The organism is Saccharopolyspora hattusasensis (genome assembly GCF_050972075.1).
GTDB classification, from domain to species: domain Bacteria; phylum Actinomycetota; class Actinomycetes; order Mycobacteriales; family Pseudonocardiaceae; genus Saccharopolyspora; species Saccharopolyspora hattusasensis.
Map to the genome: position 1 here is coordinate 2,079,775 of NZ_JBPCDC010000001.1, position 22,477 is coordinate 2,102,251.

34 protein-coding genes are annotated in these 22,477 nt (G+C 67.4%); 7 read left to right on the forward strand and 27 right to left on the reverse strand.

From position 1 onward, the window contains the following. The first annotated feature begins 19 nt into the window (after nt 1-19). Nucleotides 20-430: a hypothetical protein gene (locus ACRXBZ_RS08990; RefSeq protein ID WP_433878698.1), complete on the forward strand. Its 411-nt coding sequence runs from the start codon at nt 20-22 to the stop codon at nt 428-430. On the opposite strand, the gene ACRXBZ_RS08995 is transcribed toward ACRXBZ_RS08990, so the two are convergent. The 18 genes from ACRXBZ_RS08995 to ACRXBZ_RS09080 all read right to left on the reverse strand — a co-directional run bounded on the left by ACRXBZ_RS08995 (nt 431) and on the right by ACRXBZ_RS09080 (nt 11,291). Beyond that, nucleotides 431-1,441, reverse strand: coding sequence for an NUDIX domain-containing protein (locus ACRXBZ_RS08995; RefSeq protein ID WP_433878699.1), 1,011 nt, complete (start codon nt 1,439-1,441; stop codon nt 431-433). Between the two features lie 436 nt (nt 1,442-1,877). After that, nucleotides 1,878-2,735: an aminoglycoside phosphotransferase family protein gene (locus ACRXBZ_RS09000; RefSeq protein ID WP_433878700.1), complete on the reverse strand. Its 858-nt coding sequence runs from the start codon at nt 2,733-2,735 to the stop codon at nt 1,878-1,880. Further along, nucleotides 2,732-3,379 carry a histidine phosphatase family protein gene (locus tag ACRXBZ_RS09005; RefSeq protein ID WP_433878701.1) on the reverse strand — a complete coding sequence of 216 codons (648 nt, stop codon included), beginning with the start codon at nt 3,377-3,379 and terminating at the stop codon, nt 2,732-2,734. The genes ACRXBZ_RS09000 and ACRXBZ_RS09005 overlap by 4 nt, the downstream gene beginning before the upstream one ends. Continuing rightward, on the reverse strand, nt 3,379-3,672 hold the full coding sequence (locus ACRXBZ_RS09010; RefSeq protein WP_433878702.1) for a hypothetical protein: 294 nt from the start codon (nt 3,670-3,672) through the stop codon (nt 3,379-3,381). The genes ACRXBZ_RS09005 and ACRXBZ_RS09010 overlap by 1 nt, the downstream gene beginning before the upstream one ends. Further along, the gene (locus ACRXBZ_RS09015; RefSeq protein ID WP_433878703.1) at nt 3,654-4,145 is read right to left on the reverse strand and encodes a hypothetical protein; all 492 of its coding nucleotides are present in this window, start codon (nt 4,143-4,145) and stop codon (nt 3,654-3,656) included. The genes ACRXBZ_RS09010 and ACRXBZ_RS09015 overlap by 19 nt, the downstream gene beginning before the upstream one ends. Beyond that, nucleotides 4,142-4,939 carry a class I SAM-dependent methyltransferase gene (locus ACRXBZ_RS09020; RefSeq protein ID WP_433878704.1) on the reverse strand — a complete coding sequence of 266 codons (798 nt, stop codon included), beginning with the start codon at nt 4,937-4,939 and terminating at the stop codon, nt 4,142-4,144. Before ACRXBZ_RS09020 ends, ACRXBZ_RS09015 begins: the two co-directional genes overlap by 4 nt. Continuing rightward, nucleotides 4,936-5,451, reverse strand: coding sequence for a P-loop NTPase family protein (locus tag ACRXBZ_RS09025; protein WP_433878705.1), 516 nt, complete (start codon nt 5,449-5,451; stop codon nt 4,936-4,938). The genes ACRXBZ_RS09020 and ACRXBZ_RS09025 overlap by 4 nt, the downstream gene beginning before the upstream one ends. Nucleotides 5,452-5,487: 36 nt before the next feature. After that, nucleotides 5,488-6,408 carry a glycosyltransferase family protein gene (locus tag ACRXBZ_RS09030; protein WP_433878706.1) on the reverse strand — a complete coding sequence of 307 codons (921 nt, stop codon included), beginning with the start codon at nt 6,406-6,408 and terminating at the stop codon, nt 5,488-5,490. Nucleotides 6,409-7,044: 636 nt separating this feature from the next. Continuing rightward, nucleotides 7,045-7,656, reverse strand: coding sequence for a hypothetical protein (locus ACRXBZ_RS09035; RefSeq protein WP_433878707.1), 612 nt, complete (start codon nt 7,654-7,656; stop codon nt 7,045-7,047). 202 nt (nt 7,657-7,858) lie between these two features. After that, nucleotides 7,859-8,161: a hypothetical protein gene (locus tag ACRXBZ_RS09040; RefSeq protein WP_433878708.1), complete on the reverse strand. Its 303-nt coding sequence runs from the start codon at nt 8,159-8,161 to the stop codon at nt 7,859-7,861. A gap of 5 nt (nt 8,162-8,166) precedes the next feature. Beyond that, on the reverse strand, nt 8,167-9,012 hold the full coding sequence (locus tag ACRXBZ_RS09045; RefSeq protein ID WP_433878709.1) for an SAM-dependent methyltransferase: 846 nt from the start codon (nt 9,010-9,012) through the stop codon (nt 8,167-8,169). A 39-nt stretch (nt 9,013-9,051) separates the two neighbouring features. Continuing rightward, nucleotides 9,052-9,432, reverse strand: a complete 381-nt coding sequence (locus ACRXBZ_RS09050) for a hypothetical protein (RefSeq protein ID WP_433878710.1) — start codon at nt 9,430-9,432, stop codon at nt 9,052-9,054. Further along, entirely contained in the window at nt 9,429-9,830 is a 402-nt protein-coding gene (locus ACRXBZ_RS09055; RefSeq protein WP_433878711.1) for a hypothetical protein, read from the reverse strand. Before ACRXBZ_RS09055 ends, ACRXBZ_RS09050 begins: the two co-directional genes overlap by 4 nt. Then, on the reverse strand, nt 9,827-10,066 hold the full coding sequence (locus ACRXBZ_RS09060; RefSeq protein ID WP_433878712.1) for a hypothetical protein: 240 nt from the start codon (nt 10,064-10,066) through the stop codon (nt 9,827-9,829). The genes ACRXBZ_RS09055 and ACRXBZ_RS09060 overlap by 4 nt, the downstream gene beginning before the upstream one ends. Before the next feature lie 21 nt (nt 10,067-10,087). After that, nucleotides 10,088-10,255, reverse strand: a complete 168-nt coding sequence (locus ACRXBZ_RS09065) for a hypothetical protein (RefSeq protein WP_433878713.1) — start codon at nt 10,253-10,255, stop codon at nt 10,088-10,090. A 27-nt stretch (nt 10,256-10,282) separates the two neighbouring features. Next, entirely contained in the window at nt 10,283-10,633 is a 351-nt protein-coding gene (locus ACRXBZ_RS09070) for a hypothetical protein (RefSeq protein ID WP_433878714.1), read from the reverse strand. A gap of 17 nt (nt 10,634-10,650) precedes the next feature. Beyond that, nucleotides 10,651-10,989, reverse strand: a complete 339-nt coding sequence (locus ACRXBZ_RS09075; RefSeq protein WP_433878715.1) for a hypothetical protein — start codon at nt 10,987-10,989, stop codon at nt 10,651-10,653. Beyond that, complete coding sequence (locus ACRXBZ_RS09080; protein WP_433878716.1) at nt 10,986-11,291, reverse strand: hypothetical protein; 306 nt, start codon at nt 11,289-11,291, stop codon at nt 10,986-10,988. The genes ACRXBZ_RS09075 and ACRXBZ_RS09080 overlap by 4 nt, the downstream gene beginning before the upstream one ends. A gap of 234 nt (nt 11,292-11,525) precedes the next feature. Here ACRXBZ_RS09080 and ACRXBZ_RS09085 point away from each other — a divergent pair, with 234 nt between their 5' ends. Then, complete coding sequence (locus ACRXBZ_RS09085; RefSeq protein WP_433878717.1) at nt 11,526-12,941, forward strand: helix-turn-helix domain-containing protein; 1,416 nt, start codon at nt 11,526-11,528, stop codon at nt 12,939-12,941. Here the strand turns inward: ACRXBZ_RS09085 and ACRXBZ_RS09090 are convergent. Next, the gene (locus tag ACRXBZ_RS09090) at nt 12,895-13,200 is read right to left on the reverse strand and encodes a transposase (protein WP_433883831.1); all 306 of its coding nucleotides are present in this window, start codon (nt 13,198-13,200) and stop codon (nt 12,895-12,897) included. The genes ACRXBZ_RS09085 and ACRXBZ_RS09090 overlap by 47 nt on opposite strands. A gap of 901 nt (nt 13,201-14,101) precedes the next feature. Between ACRXBZ_RS09090 and ACRXBZ_RS09095 the strand changes: the two genes are divergently transcribed. Then, nucleotides 14,102-14,374, forward strand: a complete 273-nt coding sequence (locus ACRXBZ_RS09095; protein ID WP_433878718.1) for a recombinase family protein — start codon at nt 14,102-14,104, stop codon at nt 14,372-14,374. Further along, nucleotides 14,371-14,658, forward strand: a complete 288-nt coding sequence (locus tag ACRXBZ_RS09100; protein WP_433878719.1) for a DUF6221 family protein — start codon at nt 14,371-14,373, stop codon at nt 14,656-14,658. Before ACRXBZ_RS09095 ends, ACRXBZ_RS09100 begins: the two co-directional genes overlap by 4 nt. A 69-nt stretch (nt 14,659-14,727) precedes the next feature. On the opposite strand, the gene ACRXBZ_RS09105 is transcribed toward ACRXBZ_RS09100, so the two are convergent. After that, complete coding sequence (locus ACRXBZ_RS09105) at nt 14,728-14,955, reverse strand: NUDIX hydrolase (RefSeq protein ID WP_433878720.1); 228 nt, start codon at nt 14,953-14,955, stop codon at nt 14,728-14,730. Nucleotides 14,956-14,987: 32 nt separating this feature from the next. Here ACRXBZ_RS09105 and ACRXBZ_RS09110 point away from each other — a divergent pair, with 32 nt between their 5' ends. Further along, nucleotides 14,988-15,269 (forward strand): hypothetical protein, encoded by a 282-nt coding sequence (locus ACRXBZ_RS09110; RefSeq protein ID WP_433878721.1) that lies wholly within the window; start codon nt 14,988-14,990, stop codon nt 15,267-15,269. Between the two features lie 177 nt (nt 15,270-15,446). Here ACRXBZ_RS09110 and ACRXBZ_RS09115 read toward each other — a convergent pair whose 3' ends face one another. Both ACRXBZ_RS09115 and ACRXBZ_RS09120 read right to left on the reverse strand, forming a co-directional pair. Next, nucleotides 15,447-15,830, reverse strand: a complete 384-nt coding sequence (locus tag ACRXBZ_RS09115) for a hypothetical protein (RefSeq protein WP_433878722.1) — start codon at nt 15,828-15,830, stop codon at nt 15,447-15,449. Nucleotides 15,831-16,664: 834 nt separating this feature from the next. Further along, entirely contained in the window at nt 16,665-16,991 is a 327-nt protein-coding gene (locus ACRXBZ_RS09120; protein WP_433878723.1) for a hypothetical protein, read from the reverse strand. On the opposite strand from ACRXBZ_RS09120, the gene ACRXBZ_RS09125 reads away from it, so the two are divergent. After that, nucleotides 16,984-17,295 (forward strand): hypothetical protein, encoded by a 312-nt coding sequence (locus ACRXBZ_RS09125; protein ID WP_433878724.1) that lies wholly within the window; start codon nt 16,984-16,986, stop codon nt 17,293-17,295. The two genes, ACRXBZ_RS09120 and ACRXBZ_RS09125, sit on opposite strands and share 8 nt — an antisense overlap. A 185-nt stretch (nt 17,296-17,480) precedes the next feature. On the opposite strand, the gene ACRXBZ_RS09130 is transcribed toward ACRXBZ_RS09125, so the two are convergent. Further along, nucleotides 17,481-17,711, reverse strand: a complete 231-nt coding sequence (locus ACRXBZ_RS09130; RefSeq protein WP_433878725.1) for a helix-turn-helix transcriptional regulator — start codon at nt 17,709-17,711, stop codon at nt 17,481-17,483. Between the two features lie 179 nt (nt 17,712-17,890). Here ACRXBZ_RS09130 and ACRXBZ_RS09135 point away from each other — a divergent pair, with 179 nt between their 5' ends. Further along, entirely contained in the window at nt 17,891-19,156 is a 1,266-nt protein-coding gene (locus ACRXBZ_RS09135) for a hypothetical protein (protein ID WP_433878726.1), read from the forward strand. A gap of 251 nt (nt 19,157-19,407) precedes the next feature. Here ACRXBZ_RS09135 and ACRXBZ_RS09140 read toward each other — a convergent pair whose 3' ends face one another. The 4 genes from ACRXBZ_RS09140 to sufC all read right to left on the reverse strand — a co-directional run bounded on the left by ACRXBZ_RS09140 (nt 19,408) and on the right by sufC (nt 22,462). Then, nucleotides 19,408-19,815 carry a metal-sulfur cluster assembly factor gene (locus tag ACRXBZ_RS09140; protein WP_168584485.1) on the reverse strand — a complete coding sequence of 136 codons (408 nt, stop codon included), beginning with the start codon at nt 19,813-19,815 and terminating at the stop codon, nt 19,408-19,410. An 86-nt stretch (nt 19,816-19,901) separates the two neighbouring features. Next, entirely contained in the window at nt 19,902-20,360 is a 459-nt protein-coding gene (sufU, locus tag ACRXBZ_RS09145; protein ID WP_168584486.1) for a Fe-S cluster assembly sulfur transfer protein SufU, read from the reverse strand. Nucleotides 20,361-20,384: 24 nt separating this feature from the next. Beyond that, nucleotides 20,385-21,692 carry a cysteine desulfurase gene (locus ACRXBZ_RS09150; RefSeq protein WP_433878727.1) on the reverse strand — a complete coding sequence of 436 codons (1,308 nt, stop codon included), beginning with the start codon at nt 21,690-21,692 and terminating at the stop codon, nt 20,385-20,387. Beyond that, complete coding sequence (gene sufC / locus ACRXBZ_RS09155; RefSeq protein WP_433878728.1) at nt 21,689-22,462, reverse strand: Fe-S cluster assembly ATPase SufC; 774 nt, start codon at nt 22,460-22,462, stop codon at nt 21,689-21,691. The genes ACRXBZ_RS09150 and sufC overlap by 4 nt, the downstream gene beginning before the upstream one ends. Nucleotides 22,463-22,477 lie beyond the last annotated feature (15 nt).

Below are 22,477 nucleotides of genomic sequence, written 5' to 3' on the forward strand. Positions count from 1 at the left end.
ACCGGTACCGTCTAGTGGCATGACCGAACCGCGCAGCGCCGCCGGGCAAGCCTGGTACGAGCTGACGAAGGTGGAAGGTGAGCTGGACTGGCGGGAGCTGTGGGAGCTCCGCGGCCCGGATCCGGTGCCGCTGAGCGAGGCCGCAAACGACCTCATCCGGCTATCTGAATCCGGGCAATGGTGGCCAAGCGATGTCGACCGCGCGGCCGGCTTCCGCGTGATCCAATCCCTGCGCTGGACCGAAGACCGTCCGCTTGGTCCTGCGGTCGGCGAAGTGTGCCAAACCTTCGCCGAAGTTCTACGCGAGCCGCTCTCCGAGCCAGTCCGTCGAGTTCTCACCGAGGCCGCCCGCTGGGAACCGAAAGCCCCAAAGCCCGGCACATGGAAGACCATGCTCTACGCCGTACTCACCGGCGACATCGAACCCTGATCACTTGGCTGCGTTCGGCGCGACCGGCTCACGCTCGCCCAGAGCGATCGTCGCCACGGAATCCCAGGTGAAACGTCCCTTATCGGGATGTTGGGTCACCGCCAGCAGGTGTACCTCGGTGACCGGCACCTCGATCTCGGGAAACCGGACCTGCTTCAGGGCGCTGGCCAGCACACCACTGTCGCCTCGACTAATGCCGTAGCCGATGCTGGCATGCGGAATAGCGTTCGGGCCCAGCGCCGGCAACGCGTCGTCGCCGAGTGCCGCTCCCGCCGCTCGCCGGGTCGCGGACACCAGGCCGCGCCATTCGTTGTCAGCGTGCGGGCTGACGTGCAACTCCACGGCATGCGTCGAAGGTACGGGCGGACCGACCTGCAACGTGATCGGCTCGACCGATCTCAACTCAGCCCTCAGCCGCTCGACCAAGCTGTCGAGCTGTGGCTGCGACATCTCGTCGAGATAGCAGTGCAACATCTGCACTGTGAAATGCACGTTCTCCCGCGGCTGAAGCCCCAGACCATGCTCAGCGGCCAAACCCACAAGAGCCCGGTGATACTGATCCACCGCCCGTCGAAGAGGCTCAGTCGGCAACGCATACACGTGCAGACGATCCTGTCGTCCCCAGGTCGCAGACCCGTGGCGGCGAAAGAAATCACGCATGCCAAAACCCTTACCACAACCCCAGCCGTGCTGGGCACGAATCCGGTGGTCCTCCTTGCTGACCGGCTCGGCGACGTCGATGTAGATCTCGAAGACGAGATAGATTTCGTGATGGGTTACGTCGTCCTCGACGTAACCGTGTTCGACAGCGCCGAGGAAGCCCACGACTTTGGCAGCGGTGCCGAGTTCTTCGGCGAGTTCGCGAACGAGGGCCGCTTCCACCCGTTCGCCGGGCTCGACGTGCCCGCCAGGTAGGAACGACCAGGATTTGGTGCGCTGACGCGCGAGAAGAAGTTGACCGTCGCGACGGATGACGGCCCTAGCGATGATCTCGGTAGTCGCGGCGCGCATAAGTACTTTTCGTGTCGGTCGTACCCTATAGGTTGTCCGTTGTGGCGATCTCGGAACTTACCGTTGAGGATGTGGCGGCGGGGGTGGCATGGTTGTTGCCTGAGGCAGCCCCTGTTCGCTCAGTTCGTGCTCTACGTCGGGGCCGAAGTCATGTGTGATGGGTGCTGGAGTCGCCGCACGGTCGGCTGATTGGCAAGATGGCGCTCGGTCGCCATCAGGGCAGCTTCATGGAGCGGCTGGTCGCGGTGGACGCGGATACGACGCTTGCGGTGATGCGCGATACCGGTGCGTATCAGGGTCTCGCGCAGCCCATCGGCCCATGCCGCAGCGGCACGGAACTCCGAGTCATCCTCGGAATCATTCGGGGCCCCAGGCGTTGGCGTCCCGGCTCCCCCTCGGAACCGACGGCCCGGCATCGAGCGCCCCTGGCGGATGATCATCGAGATTCTGGCGCGCCGAGTGTGTCCAGCAGGGTACGGGCGTGCCGGGTGAGTAGTGCGTCGTCGTGGCGGAGGCCGTAAGCGAGGGTGGTGGCGGCTTCGAGCGCGGTGCAGTGAGTGAGCACTGCTCTGTCGCTTGTGGAGAGAGGGCCGTAGCCGGTGAAGAACGCGGTGTGCAGGTCGGGCCTGTCGGGCAGGTGGCGGGTGGCCAGCCGGATCAGGTCACGTGCGGCGAGGTCGATGCGGGCGTGTTCGAAGTCGATCAGGCGCAGGCCATGTTCGGGGTGCCAGAGCAGGTTGCGGGGCTGGAAGTCGAGGTGACAGGCTGCGACGCGCGCCGTGGTGAGACGCGTGAGCTGCCGCATGTGGTCGCGGATGAGCTGGACTTCGTCAGCGGTGAGGTGCCCGGTGACGCAGCGGATCCAGTGCTCGGCGCGTGCCGCCAAGTAGCTCGTGACCGCAGTGGCGGTGCCGGCCACGGGTATCTGGTGCAGGGCTCGGAGGATCCGTCCAGCGTGGTGATAGGCGGTGTGCTCGGCTGCCGGCGATAGATCGAGTTCGTCGAGCGGTTGGCCGGGGACTGCGGTGATCACGATGCCGGGCAGATCTGGGTTGCCGGCCAGGAGTTCGGGCGTGGCGCCGGCGAGGTGCGATGTCCAGTCCCGGTAGGCGCGCACTTCGTGTTCGTGGTGTGTGCGGGAGCGGTGGATCTTGCCGATGAGGCTGGTTCCGTTGCCGGCCATGCGCACGACCGTGCCGGTGGCATGTGCGAGCGGTGGCGAGGTGATCTCGACCCGGCCATGTCCAGCGCCCTCGGCGAGGTCGAGTAGGCGTTCCAGCCGGTGATCGTTCATGCGGTTGTGGCGGTGGCCAGGTGCTGGATGTCGTTGTGGGCGGCCAGCATCCACACGCTGTGGCCGAATCGGTTTCGGTGCTGCTGCCAGCGGGTCAGGCTCGCGTGGCCGGTGATGACGCCGGCTGGTTCGTTCTCGGAGCTGTGCTGGTTGAGCAGGAGGGCGAAGCTGGCTTCGATGGTTTCGCCGTGGGCGGCGATGAGGATGCGCTGTCCCTCGTGCCGCGTGATCAGGCGGGCGAGTGCCTGGCGGGTGCGGGTGAGGTAGGTGTTCCAGGGTTCGGCGTCGTCGGCGATCGGCCGGTGCGGGTAGCGCTGCGGGCGGCCGCCGAAGCGGGTTTTGATGCTGGTCCAGTCGTGGCCGTCGGCGGTGCCGTGGTCGAGGCCCCGGAGTTCGTTGTCGGTGCGGGCGCGGAGGTTCAGTGCGGGGCCGAGTGTGGCGGCGGTGTCCTGGGTGCGTCGGCGTGGGCTGGTGTAGAGCACGTCGAAGGCCGGTTCGGTGGTCAGTCGCGCGGCCAGGCGCGCGGCTTGGTCCCGGCCGCGTTTGGTGAGTCCGGTGCAGGTGCGTGGCCCGCCGACGAGGCCGGCGGTGTTGCAGGCTGCTTCGCCGTGGCGGGCGAGGACGAGTTCGGTCGTCACAGGCATTAGCGGCTCCCTGCGGTGGGGATGGCGAGGTCGGGGACGGGCCAGGGCCGCACGGCCGGCCAGGGGTGGCCGTAGCCGTGGCGGCCGAGATAGCTGCGGGTCAGCAGGTCGTGCATTTCCGCCCAGACGGCGAGCTCGGAGAACGGGAGCTCCAGGGCGAGTTCACGGGTGTAGGCGGCGATCGTGTCGTCAGCGACGTTGCGGGGAAGCCGGCCGTGGGTCATGCCGGTAGTGACCAGAAGTTTGGCAAGGTCGTAGCCGACCGGGGCCAGAGTCAGGGAGTCGAAGTCCACCAGGACCACATCGGCTCCGGGGGTGATGACGAAGTTGCGGGGTTCGCGTCCTTGTACAGGGCCGCGGGGAGCAGCGCCGCGCGGTCGAGCCAGGCGTCGATGTCTTGGTGCCCCAGCGGGCAATCCGCGGTGCGGGCGCGTAGCTGGTGCAGTCGCTGGCGGCGGGGCCCGGCGAACGAGGCCAGGCGCAGTCCGCCGCTGGTGGTAAAACGGGAGTTGACCTGGGCGCGATCGAGGCCGGCGCGGCGGGCGGCCTGGTGCAGGCGGCCGAGCGCAGCGGAGACCGTGACGAGATCGCCGATCCCGGCGGTGCGGCCCGGTATATGGGCGAATTCCACGGTGTCGCCAGTTCCGCCGAGGAGATCGGGAAACACGACATCGGCTTGGAGAGAGGCCAGCCAACGGTAGTGCGCCCGTGCTGTCCGTGCGGCGGCCGAGCTGGGGTAGGTCTTGACGAAGCGGCGGGTGTTCATCGTCGCCGGGCCACAAGGTAGGAGACCGTCGAGGTCGCGGTCACTCCAGTCTGACCGATCAGGGGCCGCAGCCGATCGGCGACGGCCGCTTGATCGCTGGTCAATGCGTATTTCGGGGTGGTCGTGAGATACCGCGCCGTGTGCTCGGCGTCGCGGAAGCCGAAGACGTGCTGGTGATCGACCACGGCACACACGTCCAGGTGCGCGGCAACGGTGGCGGCGGCGTTGCCGCTGTGGAACGTCTCATACAGGCTGCGCCGCTGGGGGGCGTGGGGATCGAGTCCGGCGGCGGCCACGAGTTCGTCGAGTTCGCGGTAGCTGTCGGCGGACTTGGTCACCAGCACCGCCTGGCCCCCGCGGCGAAGGCATCGGGCGAACTCGGCGACGACCTGGCGGGGATGCGGCGAGTGGTAGAGGCAGAACGCCGCCACCACGACATCCACGCTGGACTCGGCCAGGGGCAGGGCGTGGAAGTCCGCGCACACCAATGACGCTTGGGCTTCTGGCGGCAGACGCCGCCGCGCGGCAGCCAGCAGCGCCGGGGACCGGTCGAGGGCGGTCAGCGACCGCGGGTTCCACGACCGGGCCAGGTGCGCCGTGGTCGATCCACGGCCGCAGCCGACGTCGACCACGATCCCGCGTGTCCCTCCGGGATCGACGAGTTCGCTGATGACCTCCGCGACGGGCCGGCCGCGGACTTTCGCGGCATGCAGCGCCGTGGTGCGCTGGGCCAGTCGGTCGCTGCCGCCATACAGCGCCTCCTGTGCGCCGAGGAACGGGTTGGCGCCCGTCATGCCCGTGCCGATCCGACGTGGAGGTCGTTGAGGAAGCGCCGCACCTGACGGCGGCTGCGCAACGTGATCACGTGGCTGCTGGCGTGCTCGGCGATCAGGGCGTCGACCTTGGGGCGCATGGTGCGCCGGTAACCGAGGATGTAGCGGATGAATCCCCAGGTGATCCGGCCGCGCAGGTGGCGGGACAGTGCGTCGCTGCCGTGGTGCTGGTGGCGGCGTTGCAGGATGCCCCACAAGCAGGTGAGTGCGGGCAGGTCGAGGAAGATCACGGTGTCGGCGGCGGTGAGCCGGATGGGCATGGTGGAGGCGTAGTTGCCGTCGAGGATCCACTCACCTTCGGCGACCAGCGCGCGCTGCCGCTGGGTGAACGCCTCGCTGTCCAGGGGCTGCCAGCGCTCGTCGTAGTACTCCATATCCAGATGGGTGACCGGTAGGTTCAGCCGTTCACCGAGTTGGCGGGCCAGTGCGGACTTCCCGCTGCCCCCGCACCCGCAGATCATGATCTTGCGCATGGTCCTCCGTTCCCGTCGTTCAGCGTGCCCTGGTGCTTACCGTGGCAGGTCCACCGGTGTGGGATCGGGCCGCCGCAGCAGCGTGTGGAGGCGATCCAGTTGGTGGTGTAACCGGAAGATCTCCAGTTTCTCCAGGCACGCGGCCAGTAGATCCGCGCGCCGCGCGGTTCCGGCTGAGCGCAGCTGCTTGATCCGGTCGGCGGCGTGGCGGCCACTGGTGACGTGCATCGCGGAGGGTACGTAGCGGTCGATGCCGCGGATGGTGTCCGGGGCCAGGGGCAGACATCCTGCCAGGACGGCTTCGAAGATCCGCTGCGTCATCTGCCCACTGGCCGCGTAGCGCGGTGGTAGCAGCAGCACCGTGGACAGCGCGCTTCGATACAGCCGCGTCACCTCGTGAAACGGGATCCGGCCGGTGAAGCGTACGTGCGGCCACCGCCGGGTGTCGGTCCACTTGCCCGCCACGCGGTGCGGGTGTTCGGCGGCGGCCGGGGCGAAGTAGGTGTCGAACGCGTCGTCGCGGCCGTACTGGTTGCCGACATACACCAGCGGCCAGGGCCGATGCCCCGCCGCCAGTTCGGCGGGGTCTGCGGTGTCGAGCACGGTGTCGGCGACCGGGAACAGCAGACTGTGCGCGCCCGCCGAGGGATACAGCGCCGGTTCACACACCCGCACCACGGGACAGGCGCGCAGTGGATCATCGGCGGGGAGTTGCTGGTCTTTGTCCCAGAGGATGGTCCGGATTCCGCGGTGGCTGTAGTGCTCGACGAGTTGCTGCTGGCGATGCAGGTCGCAGGTATGCCCTGGCCACCCGCACGGGGTGGTGTTGCGACCGGGGATCGGCCAGCGCCATTCCAGGACCAGCACATCGATCTCGGGCAACCCCGTGTCCCAACGGTAGCGGGATCGCAGGTCGGTCCCGGCCTCGAGGAGGTCACGGTTGGTTTGGAGGAACACGAGGTCGTCTCCGACAGCAACGCCACGGCCGCTTCCAACTCGTCATCCACGGACGCGACCACGGCAGTGGGCATAGAGTAGGTGGCCGCCCGTAACTGCGCGGCCACATCTCGCACGCTGGTCATCGCCGCTCGATCACCACCATGGGCATGCCGATCATGTCGACCGTCGCCTTCACACCGCCCACCCGCGTCCCTAAAGAGCAGTCTGCTGGCCAGAAGAACAGCCATGCTTTCCCCGCCAAATCCTTTCCCCTCCATCAATGAACTCGGCGATTGTGATCTGCTGAGCACGCCACAACACCATGAGGTCGTCGTGCTCCGGTTTGGTGTGCAGCGGGAGCACGCGGTCCAGGAAGTCTCCAAGGAACACCGGCGAGGACCACGCGGATGGCATCCGCCGTGGTCGCCCTGGCCGTATCCGCAGTATTGCGAGCGCCCGCTGCTCGTGGTCATCCCTTACCACGATCCTCCCCCAGCGACCACTGCCGCCGAGCGTGGGAGTTTCGCCCACCAGCGCCGGATAAGGACGCGGAGACATCGGATCATCGCGGCCCCCTCACGAACGACAGCCACGACGGTCCCGGCACCGATGAGTCCAGCCCACACCGCCGACTGTTGCGGCTGATGCGCGTTCTCAGCCATCGGCTTCCTCGGGACGGAATTTCGTGGTGGTCGCGGCTATTTCGCGGGCGAGGATCTGGGCCTTCTCGGCGGCTTGCTCCCGTGGGATCGGGGTCGTGTTGCCCGCCGCGTCCACGTCGCAGCCCGTGAAACCCATTTTCAGGTTCAGGTTGCCGACGACGATGATGTAGTCGACTCCGTCGCCGGTGGTGCTCCGCACCGCGTACTCCCCGAAGCCCAGCACGCGCTCGAAACCGTTCGGCGAGTCTTCACTCAACCGGTCCAGTTCTGCCAACGCCCCGTCGGCACCGGACATCGCGTCGTTGCTGCGATGCAGGCCGGCATGCAGGGACAGCTTTCGTTCGAGCGGACGAGTTCCTTCGGATTCCAGATCCCGATAGGTCCACGAGCAGTAGCCGCCAGTTTCGACCGTGATCGTGTCGGTCTTGAACGACGCCCCGACCAGCTGACCCGCCGTCGTCGGCGAAACCAGGTCACAGAGCGGCGGGAGCGCCTTGAACCGGTCATTTTCCGGATCCAAGCCAGGGTTTCCGGCGCAGCCAGCTGCGAGCAGACTCAGCGACGCGGTCACCGCAACCCGCCGCAGTACGGTCGAGATCTTCATTCGTCGATCCAGAAATGAACTCACGGGATATCGCACAGTCAGTTGGGTGGACCGGGACGAAGCACGACGGATTCTCGCAGTGGCGGACAGCCTTCGCATCGTGATCGACCAGGACCTCGACAGTGGTACGGAGTCGGTGTCGGCCCGCGCGCCGCAGAGCGCGGGAATGTCGGCTTCGACTCTGGTCATGGCGTCTCCGAGGTCAGTTCGTCGGCCAATGCGCCGGTGATCGCTGACCGCAACGGCGCAATCCAGGCCCATTGACCGTGGGGTTGAGGTCGCCGACGAACCGCCACTTGCGGTCGTGGTCAACGACGAAATCCGGGGCAGCGAAAACAAGCCCGAGCTCGTCCATCAGGAACAGAAGTCCCGTCCCGACGTTCTCGGGCACGTCGATGGGGGTGTGGCTGAGGTCGTCGCGGTCGCGCCAGTCGAGCACGTCCACACCGGCGGGCGCGTCCAGCCGGGCAGCGAAGATCCTGCGGCCGACGACTGTGCAGCGCACCGGGATCAACGCGGTTTGCGGGCGAGCGCGCCGACGAGCAACTCGTCCGTCGGGCGTGGCTGCCGCAGGCAGGGACCGGGGGGCCACCACTCGCGGACCGGCACGATTCCGGGGGCGCCTGGGAGTGGGCTGGAGGGCACGAGGACCAGGCCCGCGAGGAACGTGCGGATGTCGTCGAGGCTGCGGAACCGGCTGGTTTGCATGGACGATGACCGGAGTCGGTGTTCGATTTCGCGTGCGAGTTCGGCGTGGTCGCTGCCGTCGCCGGGATTGTGGAAGTGACTGAGCACGACGTAGGAGCCGGCGGTCAGCGCGTCGATGTAGGTGCGCATGATCTCGGCGGGCTGCTCGTCGTCGTCGAGGTGATGCAGCGTTCCGGCCTGCAGCAGCGCGATCGGGCGTGTGAAGTCCAGTGCGGCTTGGACGGTGGGGTGGTTCAGCACCGCGGCGGGATCACGGAGATCGGCGACGGCGAAATCGACGTCAGGATCATCGGTGAGCATCACCCGCGCGTGCGCGGCGACGGAGGGATCGTTGTCGACGTAGACCACCCGCGCCTGGCGATTGCATCGCTGGGCGATCTGGTGGGTGTTGTCGGCGGTGGGCAGTCCGCACCCCAGGTCGAGGAACTGGTCGATCCCGGCTTCGTCGGCCAGGTAGGTGACCGCTCGGCTCAAAAACCGCCGCCCGGCCACGGCAAGAGCCGGGGCCTCGGGCGCGATATCCCGGACATTCCGGTAGACCACCCGGTCTGCTTCGAAATTGTCCTTACCGCCCAGAAAGCAGTCATAGACCCGCGCAATGCTCGCAACGCTGGTGTCGATCGTGGGCGGAATGGACGAGTCCGGCATCGGAGCCTTCTTTCGGGGGTGCACGGTGTATGGACGGTGTCAGGTGTGGGCGAAACGCTGCGAACAGGAGGATTTCCCGGTTCCGGTCGCGGTCTGCCACAGCCGGTACCGCTGGACATCCGCGGTTCCGGCGGGCGCCCACAGGCACTGAATGTCGCGGGAGAGGCGGTCGATCGCCGCAGTGGCGCGCAGGGCGCGGGCGCAGTTCTGGCACTGAGCCAGCGGTCGCTCCGAGAACGTCTCGCCGGTGGACGGAAACGCCAGCAAGTTGCAGGCCGCCCAGTACGCGACCCTGCCACTGACAAGCATCGGCCGGGCACCGGCGAAGATCCGGTGCTCAAGGTTCCCGAACACTCCCACGCACCCGACCATGTCGTGCTCGGCAGGGCGCAGCTCCTTCTCGGCGACAGCCTTGGTCATCGGACTGCCTCTCCATCCTCGGCCGTAGCCGCAGCCAGCCAGCGCTCCGGGATCGTCCGGCTGTTCGCCTCCCACTCCCCCAACAACGCCGCAAGCTCATCCCACAGCAGCCGCGGCCCGGCCTCGGCGATCTCGGTGTGCGAACGGCAGGAGCACCGGTCCCACCGGATCACGACTCGCACCGCAGAAACGGGCTCCAGGCGTATGGCTAGGATTCGCGGGTCACGAACCTCGATGACCGGCTCGGCTTCGTGGGCAATCTCCTGCTCGGTGCGTACCTGCCAGCGATGGCAGAACGCGCCCGGTGGATCGCCGGGCCGACGGGCCAGTTCGGCGTGCCACCGCCAGATGCGTCCGGCGCCGTCAGCCACCATCCTGGGCGGCGCGGGCCGGATCACGGCTGGCTCTCCAGAACGGTCGGCGCGGCGATGGGCTGGATCAGCACGAGGTACCGGACGCGGGGCAAGGTGTGGTGGTCCTTCGGAGTGGACGCCGCCGCGGACAGGCGAGGTGTTGACAGCGCGTCCATCAGCGCGCTGGCGATCGCCAGCGCCAGCACGAAGGCCAACAGCACGGTGACCGCCCGCAACGCTGGTCGCGGTGGCGTGGATCGCAGGCCGATGGTCTCGGGCATCAGAACAAGCTCCGTCCTCGCTTACAGCCGCCGTAGGCCGTCCAGCACGCGCTGAAGAAACGCCTGGTCGAGCCGGTGGGAATGGCGCAAGGCATTCACTGCGGCAGATCGTTCGGCGGTGTCCGCGTCGGGCACCGCAAGCGGGTCGTCGGCCGAGTTGTCGAAGGCGAGGACCGCGGGCATCACCACCGTGGACGCCTCGCTCGCCGATGCGCTTCATGAGTCCGTGTCCATGTCCAAGGCAGGCATCACGGCCGTCTGCTCGTCTGCTGACGTGGCCCGTTCGGTCCTCGCCGGTCTGGCGGGCCATCGGGGCGCTGGTGCGGGCGGGAACGGCGGATAGGAGGCGGCCATCGCCAGCACGCAGCACTCCGGGCACAGCTGCTCGGGCATCGCCGGGCGCACCTCCCACACGTCGTCCACCGGCAGACCGCACAGGCCGGTCGAGGAGTGCTCGGGATGCACCACGTGGGTGCGGCCGGCGTAGTAGGCGCCGCCGGGCCGGTTGGTGCCCCACCACCATCCAGCCAGCTGTGCTGCTGACCGCGTCGTGGTCTCCTCGTCCACCAGAGATCGCACCCCGATCACGCCAGCGGGCCACGGGTGACCACCCCGGCAACCGTGTCCGCCGTCCCGTCGGCCTGCTTGCCGGTCGGCGCCGACGCTGGGTGCGCGGTGGGCTGCTGGTTCCACCAGTCCAAGAGCTGCATCCCGCTCACGCTCAACATCGCGACGGGCGGACCCCCGGAGCAGGCGGCGAGGGTGATGTACCCGTGGCGGTGCAGCGCCTGGAGCAGAGCCAGCACGTCCGGCGGGAGCACATCGCTCCGGTGGCGCAGCAACCCGTCCTTGGACACGATCTGCTCTCGCGCGACCCGGCGAAGGACGATGCGGGCCAGCGTCGGGTTCAGGTCCAGACTCATCGCTGACCTCCGCGGGCATGGGCATTGATCCGCAGGACGTGGCCGTGCGCGCACTCGTAGAACCCACACACCATCCGGTACTGGTCGCATTGGTGGCCGCCACCGGTAGGGAAGGTCAGCGCGGGGCGCGCGGCTCCTGTGCGGGCGGCTGGAAGCCGGTGGTCCGACTCAGGTCGGGGGTCCGGGTCGGACCACCGGGGGCTTGCGTCGGCCGCCGTCGACAAGTCCGGCCAGTGTGCGGAGCCGGGCGAACCGGCGAGGATCGGCCGGAGTGCGTTCTCATCGGTCATCGACAGCGCCATGTCGTTCACCGTCCCGGCCGACGCCGCTGTTGCCGATCCCCAGCGGCGCTAGCCCCAATGGGGCTTGACCGGGTAGTGGTCGACGCGAGCGACTCGTACGTCTCCACAATGGCGATGCACGGCATTACCCGCCTGAGCGGTGATTACGCTGTGGTACCGTCCGGCGACGGAAGGCGAACCATGAATGGTCCGGGACGACGCTGCCGGTTCTGTCTCGCCGTGCTGCGTGTCGGCGTGACCGACACGATATGCGGCTCGTGCGCCCGCGCCCGCGGGTTCCAGAAGCCGATCCCGGAAGGGTTCTACGAGGACCCGGCCCTGCGCGCGGCGCTCGCGCGCTACGACTTCGGCACGGTGTTCGCGGCCGTCCGACAGCAGACCGGGCTGTCACAACTCCAACTCGCCGACCTGCTGGGCCTGTCCCAGTCTCGGGTCTCTGCCGTCGAGCGCGGTGAGCGTCGGCTCACCCACGTCAAGCTGGCCGCCAGGCTAGCCACCATGCTGCGTATCCCGGCCACCTTGCTCGGCTTTCCCGCCGACACCCCGACCGGCGTGGTCGGTACCGTGACCGCCGAGGAGGTGAGTTGGTTGGAGCGTAGGGACTTTCTTGCCCTGGTCACGGCCGCCACGTTGGGATCGAGTCTGCATCCCGAACTCGCCCGGCTGGGCTCGCTGCTGCCCGGTCAGGTTGAACCGGTGACCAGGCCCCGCATCGGCGCGGCGGATGTCGACGCGATCGAGGCAATCACCGATGGGTTCCGCCGCTCGGACTTCGCTTACGGCGGTGGATTGTGTCGCGCGGCAGCTGTCACGCAACTGCACCAGGTACGGCGGCTGGAAGACGCCGTCTGCTCGCCGGAGACACGCACCCGGCTGCTGGTTGCCGTCGCGGAACTGGCCAGCATGGCTGGGTGGATGGCCTACGACGTCGACGATCACGACGCCGCCCGCCGCCTATGGACCTACGCCCTGGACACCGCCCGCCGAGCCGAAGACCATCCTCGCGCCACCGACCTCGCCGTCGACGTACTGCTGGACATGGCGCACCAGGCCCTGCATCTCGACCGTGCCAGCGAGGCGCTGCACCTCACGCAACTCGCTGCCGCGACCGCCGCCAACCGCAAGCATCCGGTCAGCACGATCACCCGGGGATACATCTCCGCGGTCCTCGGGTGGTGCCGCGCCACGCTCGGCGAGGCCGAGCCCACTCGCCGGGCAATCGGCCAAGCTCAGGACACCTACGCCACCGCCGACCCCGCCACGACCCCGCCGTGGGCGTGGTTCGTCACCGACGCCGAGATCACCGCCCAACAGGGCCACTCCCTGTACCTGCTGTCGCTGACACGCCCCGAGTTCGCCGCCCAGGCCATCGAGAAGCTGACCACGGCCGCAGCCGGATACGGCGCCGCCTACGAACGCAGCCGTGCCGTGATCCTGCCCCCACTGGCCTCCGTGCAGTTCCAGGCCGGCGACCTCGACACGGCGGTCGCCACCGGCTACGAGGCGGTGGACGCGATCACCGGCCTGTCCTCCACCCGCGGCTACGCCCGGCTGCGGGTCCTGGACACGATGGCCACGCCGCACAGCCGCAAGCCCGAGGTCGCTAACCTGCGCGAACACATCCGCGACGCGCTGACCACCGCGGCATGAGTAGCCCTGTGTCAAGCCGCTGCTGCCAGATGACGTAGAGCCAGGCTCGGGCGAGGATGCGGGTGGCGTGGGGATGGTCTTTGCTGCGGGCGATGGCGTCGTTGTAAAGCTTGGCGGCCCAGAGGTTGGCGCGTCGGCTGTCGGCGGCGAAGTCGCAGACGGCGTCGCGGAGCTGCTTGTCGACGGCCCAGCGGAAGGTGACGGCCTTGTGCTTGCCGGACTGGCGGGTCGAGGGGGCAACTCCGGCCAGGCAGACCAGCGATTCCGGGTCGGGGAAGCGGGCTCGGCAGTCGCCTCTCGGCGAGCAGCCGGGCGGCGCGGACGGTGCCCGAGCGGGGCAGGCTGGTGAAGATCTGGGAGTCGGCGTGCAGGGAGAGTTGCTCGGCGATCTGCTCGGACAGCGCCTTGATCTGCTCGACCAGGCTGGTCAGCACGGTCAGGAAGGCGCGGGTGGTGTGGGCGAAAGCGGCACCGTCCTCGTCGGTGGCACCGCGCACAGCGCCGGTTATTCGTCCGAACAGGACAGTGGGGTCTTTGCGTCCGCAGTAGCCCACGCTGGTCAGCCAGGCTGCCAGCCGTTTGGGCGAGAGCCAGTCGGCGCGGTCCTGGCAGTCGAAGCGGGCCAGGAATGCCAGGCTGATCGGGCTGTCCGTTCGACTTCCGCTAAACAGATGTCCCCCAGAGACCGGCAGAACTCGCCAAGCATCAAGTCCGCCGTGCTGGGCGGCGTAGTGCTCGGCCGTTGCCCGATTACCGAACCGCACCTCTTGCAACCGCGTCGTGTGAACAATCTTGATCGCCACGAAGTCCTCCCGTCTGGTTGAAGTTCATCCGGCTGAGATGCTCGCACATCCGTTCGATCGATACTCAGCGGCGCCACCTGGCTACGAGCTCCTGGAGTGCGTCGCCTTCGGCCTGCCGTGCTGCATCACCTGCTTGCCCCCCGAGGCACTGGGAGGATTCACGCCGCTGACCATGGAAGAGGGATAGCCGAGCCGCCGCTGCCGATCGGCCCTGGGCTGTGCGGGGCTCGCACAATCCGGGGCACCGCCACGAGACTTGCAGGTCAGCCGCCCTTCACCAAGGCCTCACAGCGCCACAGTCTGGCCTACCAGGGCGATAACAAGTGGAACAAGGCGACCAAGATGGGAAACTGAGCCATGACCGTTTACGGGTACGCCCGCACCTCGTCGATACTTCCGTGGGACCAGGTCAAGGATCTGGAATCGTCCGGATGCGCACGGGTCTTCGCCGACACCGCCGGCGGCACCGAGACCGGTCCAGGCTGGGCAGCGTTGATCGAGACCGTGGAGCGCGGCGACACGGTCCGTGTGGTCGCTTGGGACCGTCTCACGCGCCGCGCGGACTTCGCCCGGTTCGTAGCCGAGAACCTGGAGAAGCTGGGGGTCGGATTGGAGGCGTTGAAGCCATGAGCGAGTCTGAGCTAAAGGTGATCGACACGGCGGAGTTGGTCCCGTTTCTCCGAGCCCGTTATGCCGAGCTCGAACACGGAGCGGACGAGCGGACCTTGCGGCGCGCGACCTGGCTCCGCGACATAGTCGACGCGATCGAGCGTCTGAAGGCTCGGCGCCCCGAGCTCGACGACATCGAAATGGGCCTGGAAAGCGAAGGCTTCCACACGCTGATATGGGTCTCGCGGCGGCTCGCTGTCGAGTTCGCCGACCACCCGGACTACCGGGAGGCGTGGAGGCCGTGAGGCCCACGCCCGCCGACTGACCAGCACGACAAGGCCCCACCGTTCGGAGAGCGGGGCCATTTGTGTTGATCACTTGCCGTGGGTGTGGTTCGTCGGCCGCGAAGGCGTCGATTCGTCGGCGTACGTTAGGAACACCGCGTCGCGCCTGTGGTGCCACTGGCCCCGGAGGTAGTAGCGGACCTCCCGATCCCACACATGGCGGTCAAGCGTCTCTACGACGATTCCCGCCTCCTCGTGGAGCTCCCGCCTCGTGGTGTCGGCCAGCGATTCGCCCGGGTTCGATTTGCCGCCTGGCACCAACGGCGCGCCGGGTCGTCCAGGGCGACCGGATGCAACAGCAACACCTGCGCTTGATCCCATTCTGCGGTGTGACACCCGGCCACGACCGGGACACGCTCCTGGAGTGCGTCGCCTTCGGCCTGCCGTGCTGCATCACCTGTGTGTCTCCCGAGGCGCTGGAAGGATTCACGCCGCTGATCATGGAAGAGGCTTTCGCTGCGGAGGGCCAGCCGGCGTGGGAGGACGACGTCCCGACAGCCGGGAGTAAGGCGCCGGTTCTCTGGGACTGGTCTTGTCAGGTGACGTACTCGCGGGGCAAGCCCAAGGGCTGACAGCGGTCTCGACCAGGGCTTGTACGGGTCGTTCTCCGGTCTGATTGTGAACAGGATAAGACCCGTACGAACCTTGGTCTTTTATAGGCGCGCATCGGGTCTCGGTAGCGACGGAAAAGAGAGGTTGCGGATACGCAGCTCAGCCCTTTGCTTGGGCGTGTCTGCAATTCGTGGGGCTTATCGAGGTTTTTCTTGGATCTCGTGCGGGGCTCTGTCCGACCGCTCGATTTCGACGAGAAAGCGGAGGATCAGTTGCCCAGTCCCTGAGGCTTCGGCGTGACGGACACCGTTGCAGGATCGAACGTCGTCCTTCCCCGCGGGTGCGGGTGGAGCCTCACTTCTACGAAGAAGTCGACAACCAGGCGACGGATCAATGAGGTTGGCGGCGTTGAACTCGGCCACCGGGCCCTTGGCCTCGAGCACTGGTCCCAGGCCGTTGCTCATCGTGAGCTTGCGGCGTTCTCTCTCGAGCGCATCGATGTGGGCGTTCTCCCGGTCACGGGTGCGCTTCAGGTCGAAGCCTTCGATGATCTCCGCGTCGTAGTCGCTCTCGGCGCGCACGATCTTCGCCTTGTGGGTCGCGATCTGATGGTCGATCTGGACCAGGTGCGGTCGTTGCGCTCGGGCAGCAGGTCGTGCATGTCGGGGCGCGACAGCCGCTTGCGGACGAGGCAGCACCCAGTCGTCGATCTGCTCGCGGGAGCGCATGATATGAGCAGCGCACCTTGTGGCGCTGGGAGTGCGTGCGGACCGGCTTCTCACAGATACCGCAGAGGAACAGCCCTGAGCCGAGGTGCTTGCGCGTGGTGGATCCCGTGCGGTTGGTGATGCGCTTCGGCTCGTCGAGCCAGCGCTGGACCGCCCACCAGGTGCTCTCGTCGACCAGGGGTATCCACTCACCGCGCACGGGCTGACCTTGCGCGTAGCGGGCGATCTGAGCGCGCCAGGAGCGACGCCAGCCGCCGTTGGCGTCGAGCTCTGTCTTCGGCGTGTAGGTGCTGTAGGCGGCGTACCTGGGGTTGCGCAGAGTGCCGAGGACGGTCGAGGAGACCAGGGCCCGTCCCTGGGCTGTGCAGCTTGCACAACTTAGGACATCATCACGAAACCTGCAGTTCAAGCACCTGGAGTCCGGGGCCGCGACCCCCGACATCGCCGACGTGGCCCGCAGTTTTTACGACGGGCACCCATCTCTCTATTTTCACGACGAGCGACCCATCTTCTAACTCAACTTTGGCCCCGGTCATGACCGGGACGAGCTGCTGGGATTGACGTTTCACCTCTACGACTGGATCCATCCCTCTCCCGTTTCAACTTTGGCTTCCATGCTCGCATGGAACGGCACGAGCGTGGCCGTGCATCGCTCGGGGTCGTCGTTCGGATCGTGCTCGCCATGGGTCAGGCGCGGGAGCGGACCTGCCCGAGTCGGTGCTCGGCCATCGCCAGTGCCATCTCGGCCTGCGTCAGGTCGTGGCCTGAGCGGATGCGGTCGAGCAGCGCCACCACCTGCGGCGCGTCGGCCTCCTGCGCAGCCAATTCTCCCAGAGCGTCGAGCTCGTCGCGCGCGCCCCGCAGCTGGTCCTCGAAGTGGCACGCACGGATGCTCTGCCGGCTGACCTGATCGATCGCCCAGCGCAGGCGCGGCCGGTGGTCGAGCCCTGTGCGCCCCTCGAGCCAGGCGCGCAGCTCGGGCTGCTCGACGTCGGTGGGAAGGCCCGTGGCCATCGGAGTCTCCGGGATGGGGCATGTCGATGGGGATGTGGCTCAGCAGCACCGCGGGCGTCGTGTCCAGAGCGACGGCCAGCGCGACGAGGTCGTCGACGGTGGCGGGCCGCTCGGCGCGCTCGATGCGGCGCAGATCCTCGGTCGTGAGCCCATGGCCGAGCTCGGCGAGGACGTAGGCCAGCTCGTCGAGGGTGAGGTCGCAGCGCAGGCGGTAATGGTGGACGGCGTCGGCGACGGCGAGGGTCGTGGGAGGCAGATCGTGCGGCACGTCCTTGATCGTATTTCAACCGAAATGGAGGGTTGAGCGATCTGCGGGATCGCCGTATCGCCGTGTCGACCTGCGGTTCTGGCAGTGCGCATCCGCGTGCTCATCGCCGTCGGGAAGGGCGGGCGGCGGGGGCGGCACTCAGTGAGACGCGATCTGATTCAGGAACCCCCGGAGACGAGCGGGTCTCCGGGGGTGCGGACGGGGTCGTGAGTCGACGAGCGCTACGCGACTCGATGGGCGAGCAGCCAGGTGTCGAGATCCTCGATGAGGTAGACGATCCGCGAGCCGATGCGGACGTACGCCGGACCGTCTCCGGTCACGCGCCACTTCTTGAGCGTGCTGTACGAGAGCCCCATGTAGTGCGCGGCCTCCTCGGTGGGAAGCGCGGCACGGTCGGTTCCGGCGGAGATCGTAGGGCGGTTCTTCGTGGACCGACTCGCTGTGGCACTCATCTCGGGGATCTCTCTCTTCACGTCACCGGCCTGTTCCGGCGCTCCTCTCGGACAGCCTATTCGATTCGTGCCTAATAGACCAGTCGACAGCGAGTCGAGAAGGGTTAGATACGGTGCTGACAGACCATTAGATATCATTCGGGTTCCTGACGAGAGCCCTGCATGCCTACACTGGTGTGGTGACACGCGCGACGACAAGCAAGCTCTCCCCCGGCGAGCACACGGCCGAACGATCGACTCCGAGGCTGCTGGCCGACGGCACGTACCGGATGACATGGACGCTGGTCTATCGCGACGGGCGCAAGGCGCGGAAGGATTCCTACGGCGCGACCAAGGGTGAGGTCCGGCGCAAGGCCAAGCGGACGGCCGAGGAGCTGCTGCGCACGGGCGGAGGCGTCTGGCGTCTGTCGGACCCGCTGCCGGACTACATCGAGAAGGTCACTCGGCCGACGATCGAGAAGTCCAAGCTCGAGGACCTGACCAGGGAGAGGTACGAGGCGGGACTGCGATTCCTCCTTGGGGACTGCGCGAAGTGCAAGCGTGCGGGTCGGCGTCACAAGCACGGCTTCAACCGGCACACGATCGGGTCGGGCACGACCCCTCGCGCCCTCGAGGAGACCTTCACGGAGATCGCGCAGCGGCATGGCCTCTCCACAGCGAAGTCATGTCGAACAGTGTGGAACAAGTACATCGCCAAGCGCCTGATCTTCGACGGCGTGATGGACTTCAACCCCGTGATGGGCGAGCGCCTCACCGATCTGACCGGAGTGGCGAAGCCCGAGCGCAAGCGCGGCGGCCGAGCCTTGACGCGCGAGGAATACGATCTGACTCTGCAGTGGCTCTTGGACGCTGACCCCACCGACTGGCCCGTCTCGCACAAGAAGCACGGCTGGATCTGGCGTCCTGAGGTCCAGATCGACACGTTCCGCACCGGCATCGACATGACCCTGCTCCAGATGACGACGGGGCTGCGGCAGAGCGAGGCCCGCTTCGTTGACTGGACCATGGCGCATGTCTCTGACGACGGCGTCATGAGCATCGACGTGCCGAAGCACGTCGCCAAGGCTGGCCACCCTCGTGTCGTACTGGTCCTCGATCAGAGGGTTGCGGAGCGCCTCCTCAAGCGCCGGGACGAGCAGAACGGCCAGGGCTTCATCGTGGGCGCGCCGATGGACACCATGAAGCCCTGGCACCGCATGCGGTGCGGGGAGGTGTGCCGGAAGCTGTACGAGCGCATTGCGGAGAAGACGAAGATCGAGCTGTTCGAGGAGCAGCGTTCCCACATATGGCGCACCACGCTGCGGTCGTTCTACGTAGGGCAGGTGCCCGAGGCCGTGCTCAACTCCCAGTTCGGCCATTCCACTGAGATCGCCAACCTCTACTACACTGATGCTTCCGATCTCAACGGCCTCGCCCACGCGGCCAGGCTGGTCGACGACGAGTAGCTTCGACGCGTCGAAGAGTCCCGCACAGTACCGCGCAAAATCCCGCACAGTGCGAGTAACTCGGGTCCACTGAGAGAACCCTCTGTCACCATAAAATCGCAGACTCTCTCGTGGTGCAGTGCGATAATCGCAGAACGATGCTCCGCGACGAGCTTTGCGAGAGACGGTGCGAGTCCGCGTCAATGCAGCCGGACGGACATCAAAAGGCCCTCTGACCTGCGAAAATGCAAGCCAGAGGGCCTGATTCAGCGTCACACTGTGAACCCAAGCGCCCGCAGCTGCTCGCGCCCTTCCTCGGTGATCTTCTCCGGCCCCCAAGGCGGCATCCACACCCAGTTGATCCGGAAGTCGTTGACCAACCCACCACCGGGCCCGGTCGTCAACGCGGCCCGTGCCTGGTCCTCGATGACGTCGGTCAACGGGCAAGCCGCCGAGGTCAACGTCATGTCCACGGTGGCGCTGTTGTCCTGCTCGACCCGGATGTCATAGACCAGCCCGAGGTCGACGACGTTGATCCCCAGCTCGGGGTCGACGACGTCGCGGAGGGCTTCCTCGACGTCCTCCAGCGCCGCCACCTCGGCGGCCGGCGCGGCTTGCTCGGGCAGCGCCTCGGCGCTGCGGGCCACGTCAGTCTCCTGAACCGGGGCTTCGTCGATCATGACGCCTCCTCGACAGTGTCATGTGTCTTGCGGCACGCCCGCACCCGCTCGGCTTACACGAGCGCGGAAGAGATTTTCGAGGAAACTTATGACGCTTCCTCGACAACTACGCGCGATACCGCGTCCTTGAAAGCCATCCAACCGAGCAGCGCACACTTCACGCGCATCGGGTACTTCGCCACTCCCGCGAACGCGACGCCGTCCTCCAGCACGTCCTCGTCCGGTTCGACCTTGCCGCGGCCGTGCATCAGCTCGCTGAACGCGGCCTCGGTGGTCAGCGCCTCCCGCAGCGGCTTGCCGACGACCAGGTCGGTGAGAACCGACACGGAGGCCTGGCTGATCGAACAGCCCTGCCCCGCGTAGGAGACGTCGTCGACGATCGCGTCAGTGTCCGTGCCCGCCAACCGCACCCGCAGGATGACCTCGTCGCCGCAGGTGGGGTTCACCTGGAACGACTCGGCGTCGAAGGGTTCCCGCAGGCCGTGGCGGTGCGGTTTGCGGTAGTGGTCCAGGATGATCTCCTGGTACATCTGCTCAAGCTGCATGAAGAGTTCTCCTGCAGTCCCCGATCAAGCCACCCCGAAGAAGCGCTGCGCCTCGCGCACCGCGTCCACCAACGCCTTGACCTCGTCCAGTTCGTTGTACAAGTAGAAGGACGCCCGCACGGTCGCCGGGATTCCCATCCGGCGGTGCAGCGGCCATGCGCAGTGGTGTCCGACGCGGACCTCGACGCCCTGGTCGTCCAGCACCTGACCGGCGTCGTGCGGGTGCACGCCGTCGATCACGAACGACACAGCGCCGCCGCGGTGCTCGGTGCTGGTGGGCCCGATGATGCGCACCCCGTCGATCGTCGACAGCTCCCGCAGCGCGAGCTCGGTGAGCTGCCGCTCGTGCTCGGCGACGCGGTCCATGCCGATCGCCGTCAGATAGTCGACGGCCGCGCCCAGGCCCACGGCCTGCGACGTCATCGGCACGCCCGCCTCGAACCGCTGCGGCGGCGCGGCGAACGTGGAGCGTTCCATGTGCACGAGTTCGATCATCGAGCCGCCGCTGATGAACGGCGGCATCGCGGCCAGCAGTTCGCGGCGCCCGTAGAGCACGCCGACCCCGGAGGGGCCGAGCATCTTGTGCCCGGAGAACACCGCGAAGTCCACGCCCAGCGCCTTGAAGTCCACCGGAGCGTGCGGCACCGACTGGCAGGCGTCCAGCACCACCAGCGCACCGACCTGGTGGGCCCGCGAGACCAGCTGCTCCGTCGGGTTCACCGTGCCCAGCACGTTGGACTGGTGGGTGAAGGCCACCACCTTGGCCCGCTCGGTGATCAAACCGTCCACATCGGACAGATCGAGGCGGCCCTCGTCGGTGACCCCGAACCAGCGCAGCGTGGCGCCGGTGCGTTCGCACAACTGCTGCCACGGGACCAGGTTCGCGTGGTGCTCCATTTCGGTCACCACGACCTCGTCGCCCGGCCCGAGGCGGAAGCGCCCGGCCTCCGCCCCGGACGTGGCGGCGTTGCTCATGGCGTAGGCAACCAGGTTGATGCCCTCGGTGGCGTTCTTGGTGAACACCACCTCGTCGGCGTCGACCCCGGTGAAGCGGGCGATTCGGTCCCGCGCGCCCTCGTACGCGTCCGTGGCCTCCTCGGCGAGCTGGTGCGCGCCGCGGTGCACGGCCGCGTTTGAGTTCTCCAGGAAGGAGCGCTCCGCGTCGAGCACCTGGCGCGGGCGTTGCGAGGTAGCCCCGGAGTCCAGGTAGACCAAGCGGCGGCCGTCGCGGATGGTGCGACCCAGGATCGGGAAGTCCGCCCGGATCGCCGCCACGTCCAGGGGCGTGCTCGGGGTGCTCGCACCCTCGGTGCGAGGAGGCTGAACGGTCATGACTGGACGGCTGCCTCCTTCTTGCCGGTGAAGCGCACGTAGCCCTTCTCCTCCAGCTCGTCGGCGAGCTCGGCACCGCCGGACTCTACGACCTTGCCTTCGGCGAAGACGTGCACACAGTCGGGGGTGATGTGCTTGAGGATCCGGGTGTAGTGGGTGATCAGCAGGACACCCTTGCCGCCCTTGGCGTGGTAGGCGTTGACGCCTTCGGAAACCACCCGCAGCGCGTCGACGTCGAGGCCGGAGTCGGTCTCGTCGAGGATCGCGAACTTCGGGTCCAGCAGGTCCAGCTGCAGGATCTCGTGCCGCTTCTTCTCACCACCGGAGAAGCCCTCGTTGACGCTGCGCTCGGCGAACGACGGGTCGATGTCGAGGTCCGACATGGCCTGCTTGACTTCCTTGACCCACTTGCGGATCTGCGGGGCCTCGCCGCGGACCGAGGTCGCCGCGGTGCGCAGGAAGTTCGACATCGACACGCCCGGCACCTCGACGGGGTACTGCATGGCGAGGAACAGGCCGGCGCGGGCCCGCTCGTCCACGGTCATCGCCAGCACGTCCTCGCCGTCCAGCAGCACCGAACCGGAGTCGATCTGGTACTTGGGGTGCCCGGCGATGGCGTAGGCCAGCGTCGACTTGCCGGAGCCGTTGGGGCCCATGATGGCGTGGATCTCGCCCGAGCCGACGGTCAGGTTGACGCCGTTGAGGATCGGCTTGGCGCCTTCCTCGGTGAGGACCGAGCCGTGCAGGTCCTTGATCTCCAGGGTGGCCATTTCTTCTTCGTTCTC

Bases quoted from the DNA above. Each gene is read 5' to 3' on its own strand.
- ACRXBZ_RS09020 (WP_433878704.1), bottom strand. From the start codon at position 4,939: ATGACGGGCGCCAACCCGTTCCTCGGCGCACAGGAGGCGCTGTATGGC.
- ACRXBZ_RS09080 (WP_433878716.1), bottom strand. From the start codon at position 11,291: ATGGCGCTGTCGATGACCGATGAGAACGCACTCCGGCCGATCCTCGCC.
- ACRXBZ_RS09050 (WP_433878710.1), bottom strand. From the start codon at position 9,432: ATGACCAAGGCTGTCGCCGAGAAGGAGCTGCGCCCTGCCGAGCACGAC.
- ACRXBZ_RS09035 (WP_433878707.1), bottom strand. From the start codon at position 7,656: ATGAAGATCTCGACCGTACTGCGGCGGGTTGCGGTGACCGCGTCGCTG.
- ACRXBZ_RS09075 (WP_433878715.1), bottom strand. From the start codon at position 10,989: ATGAGTCTGGACCTGAACCCGACGCTGGCCCGCATCGTCCTTCGCCGG.
- ACRXBZ_RS08990 (WP_433878698.1), top strand. From the start codon at position 20: ATGACCGAACCGCGCAGCGCCGCCGGGCAAGCCTGGTACGAGCTGACG.
- ACRXBZ_RS09130 (WP_433878725.1), bottom strand. From the start codon at position 17,711: ATGAGTGCCACAGCGAGTCGGTCCACGAAGAACCGCCCTACGATCTCC.
- ACRXBZ_RS09025 (WP_433878705.1), bottom strand. From the start codon at position 5,451: ATGCGCAAGATCATGATCTGCGGGTGCGGGGGCAGCGGGAAGTCCGCA.
- ACRXBZ_RS09005 (WP_433878701.1), bottom strand. From the start codon at position 3,379: ATGCCTGTGACGACCGAACTCGTCCTCGCCCGCCACGGCGAAGCAGCC.
- sufU (WP_168584486.1), bottom strand. From the start codon at position 20,360: ATGCAGCTTGAGCAGATGTACCAGGAGATCATCCTGGACCACTACCGC.
- ACRXBZ_RS09000 (WP_433878700.1), bottom strand. From the start codon at position 2,735: ATGAACGATCACCGGCTGGAACGCCTACTCGACCTCGCCGAGGGCGCT.
- ACRXBZ_RS09045 (WP_433878709.1), bottom strand. From the start codon at position 9,012: ATGCCGGACTCGTCCATTCCGCCCACGATCGACACCAGCGTTGCGAGC.
- ACRXBZ_RS09140 (WP_168584485.1), bottom strand. From the start codon at position 19,815: ATGATCGACGAAGCCCCGGTTCAGGAGACTGACGTGGCCCGCAGCGCC.
- ACRXBZ_RS09100 (WP_433878719.1), top strand. From the start codon at position 14,371: ATGAGCGAGTCTGAGCTAAAGGTGATCGACACGGCGGAGTTGGTCCCG.
- ACRXBZ_RS09120 (WP_433878723.1), bottom strand. From the start codon at position 16,991: ATGGCCACGGGCCTTCCCACCGACGTCGAGCAGCCCGAGCTGCGCGCC.
- ACRXBZ_RS09060 (WP_433878712.1), bottom strand. From the start codon at position 10,066: ATGCCCGAGACCATCGGCCTGCGATCCACGCCACCGCGACCAGCGTTG.
- ACRXBZ_RS09110 (WP_433878721.1), top strand. From the start codon at position 14,988: ATGCAACAGCAACACCTGCGCTTGATCCCATTCTGCGGTGTGACACCC.
- ACRXBZ_RS09095 (WP_433878718.1), top strand. From the start codon at position 14,102: ATGACCGTTTACGGGTACGCCCGCACCTCGTCGATACTTCCGTGGGAC.
- ACRXBZ_RS09150 (WP_433878727.1), bottom strand. From the start codon at position 21,692: ATGACCGTTCAGCCTCCTCGCACCGAGGGTGCGAGCACCCCGAGCACG.
- sufC (WP_433878728.1), bottom strand. From the start codon at position 22,462: ATGGCCACCCTGGAGATCAAGGACCTGCACGGCTCGGTCCTCACCGAG.
- ACRXBZ_RS09015 (WP_433878703.1), bottom strand. From the start codon at position 4,145: ATGAACACCCGCCGCTTCGTCAAGACCTACCCCAGCTCGGCCGCCGCA.
- ACRXBZ_RS08995 (WP_433878699.1), bottom strand. From the start codon at position 1,441: ATGCGCGCCGCGACTACCGAGATCATCGCTAGGGCCGTCATCCGTCGC.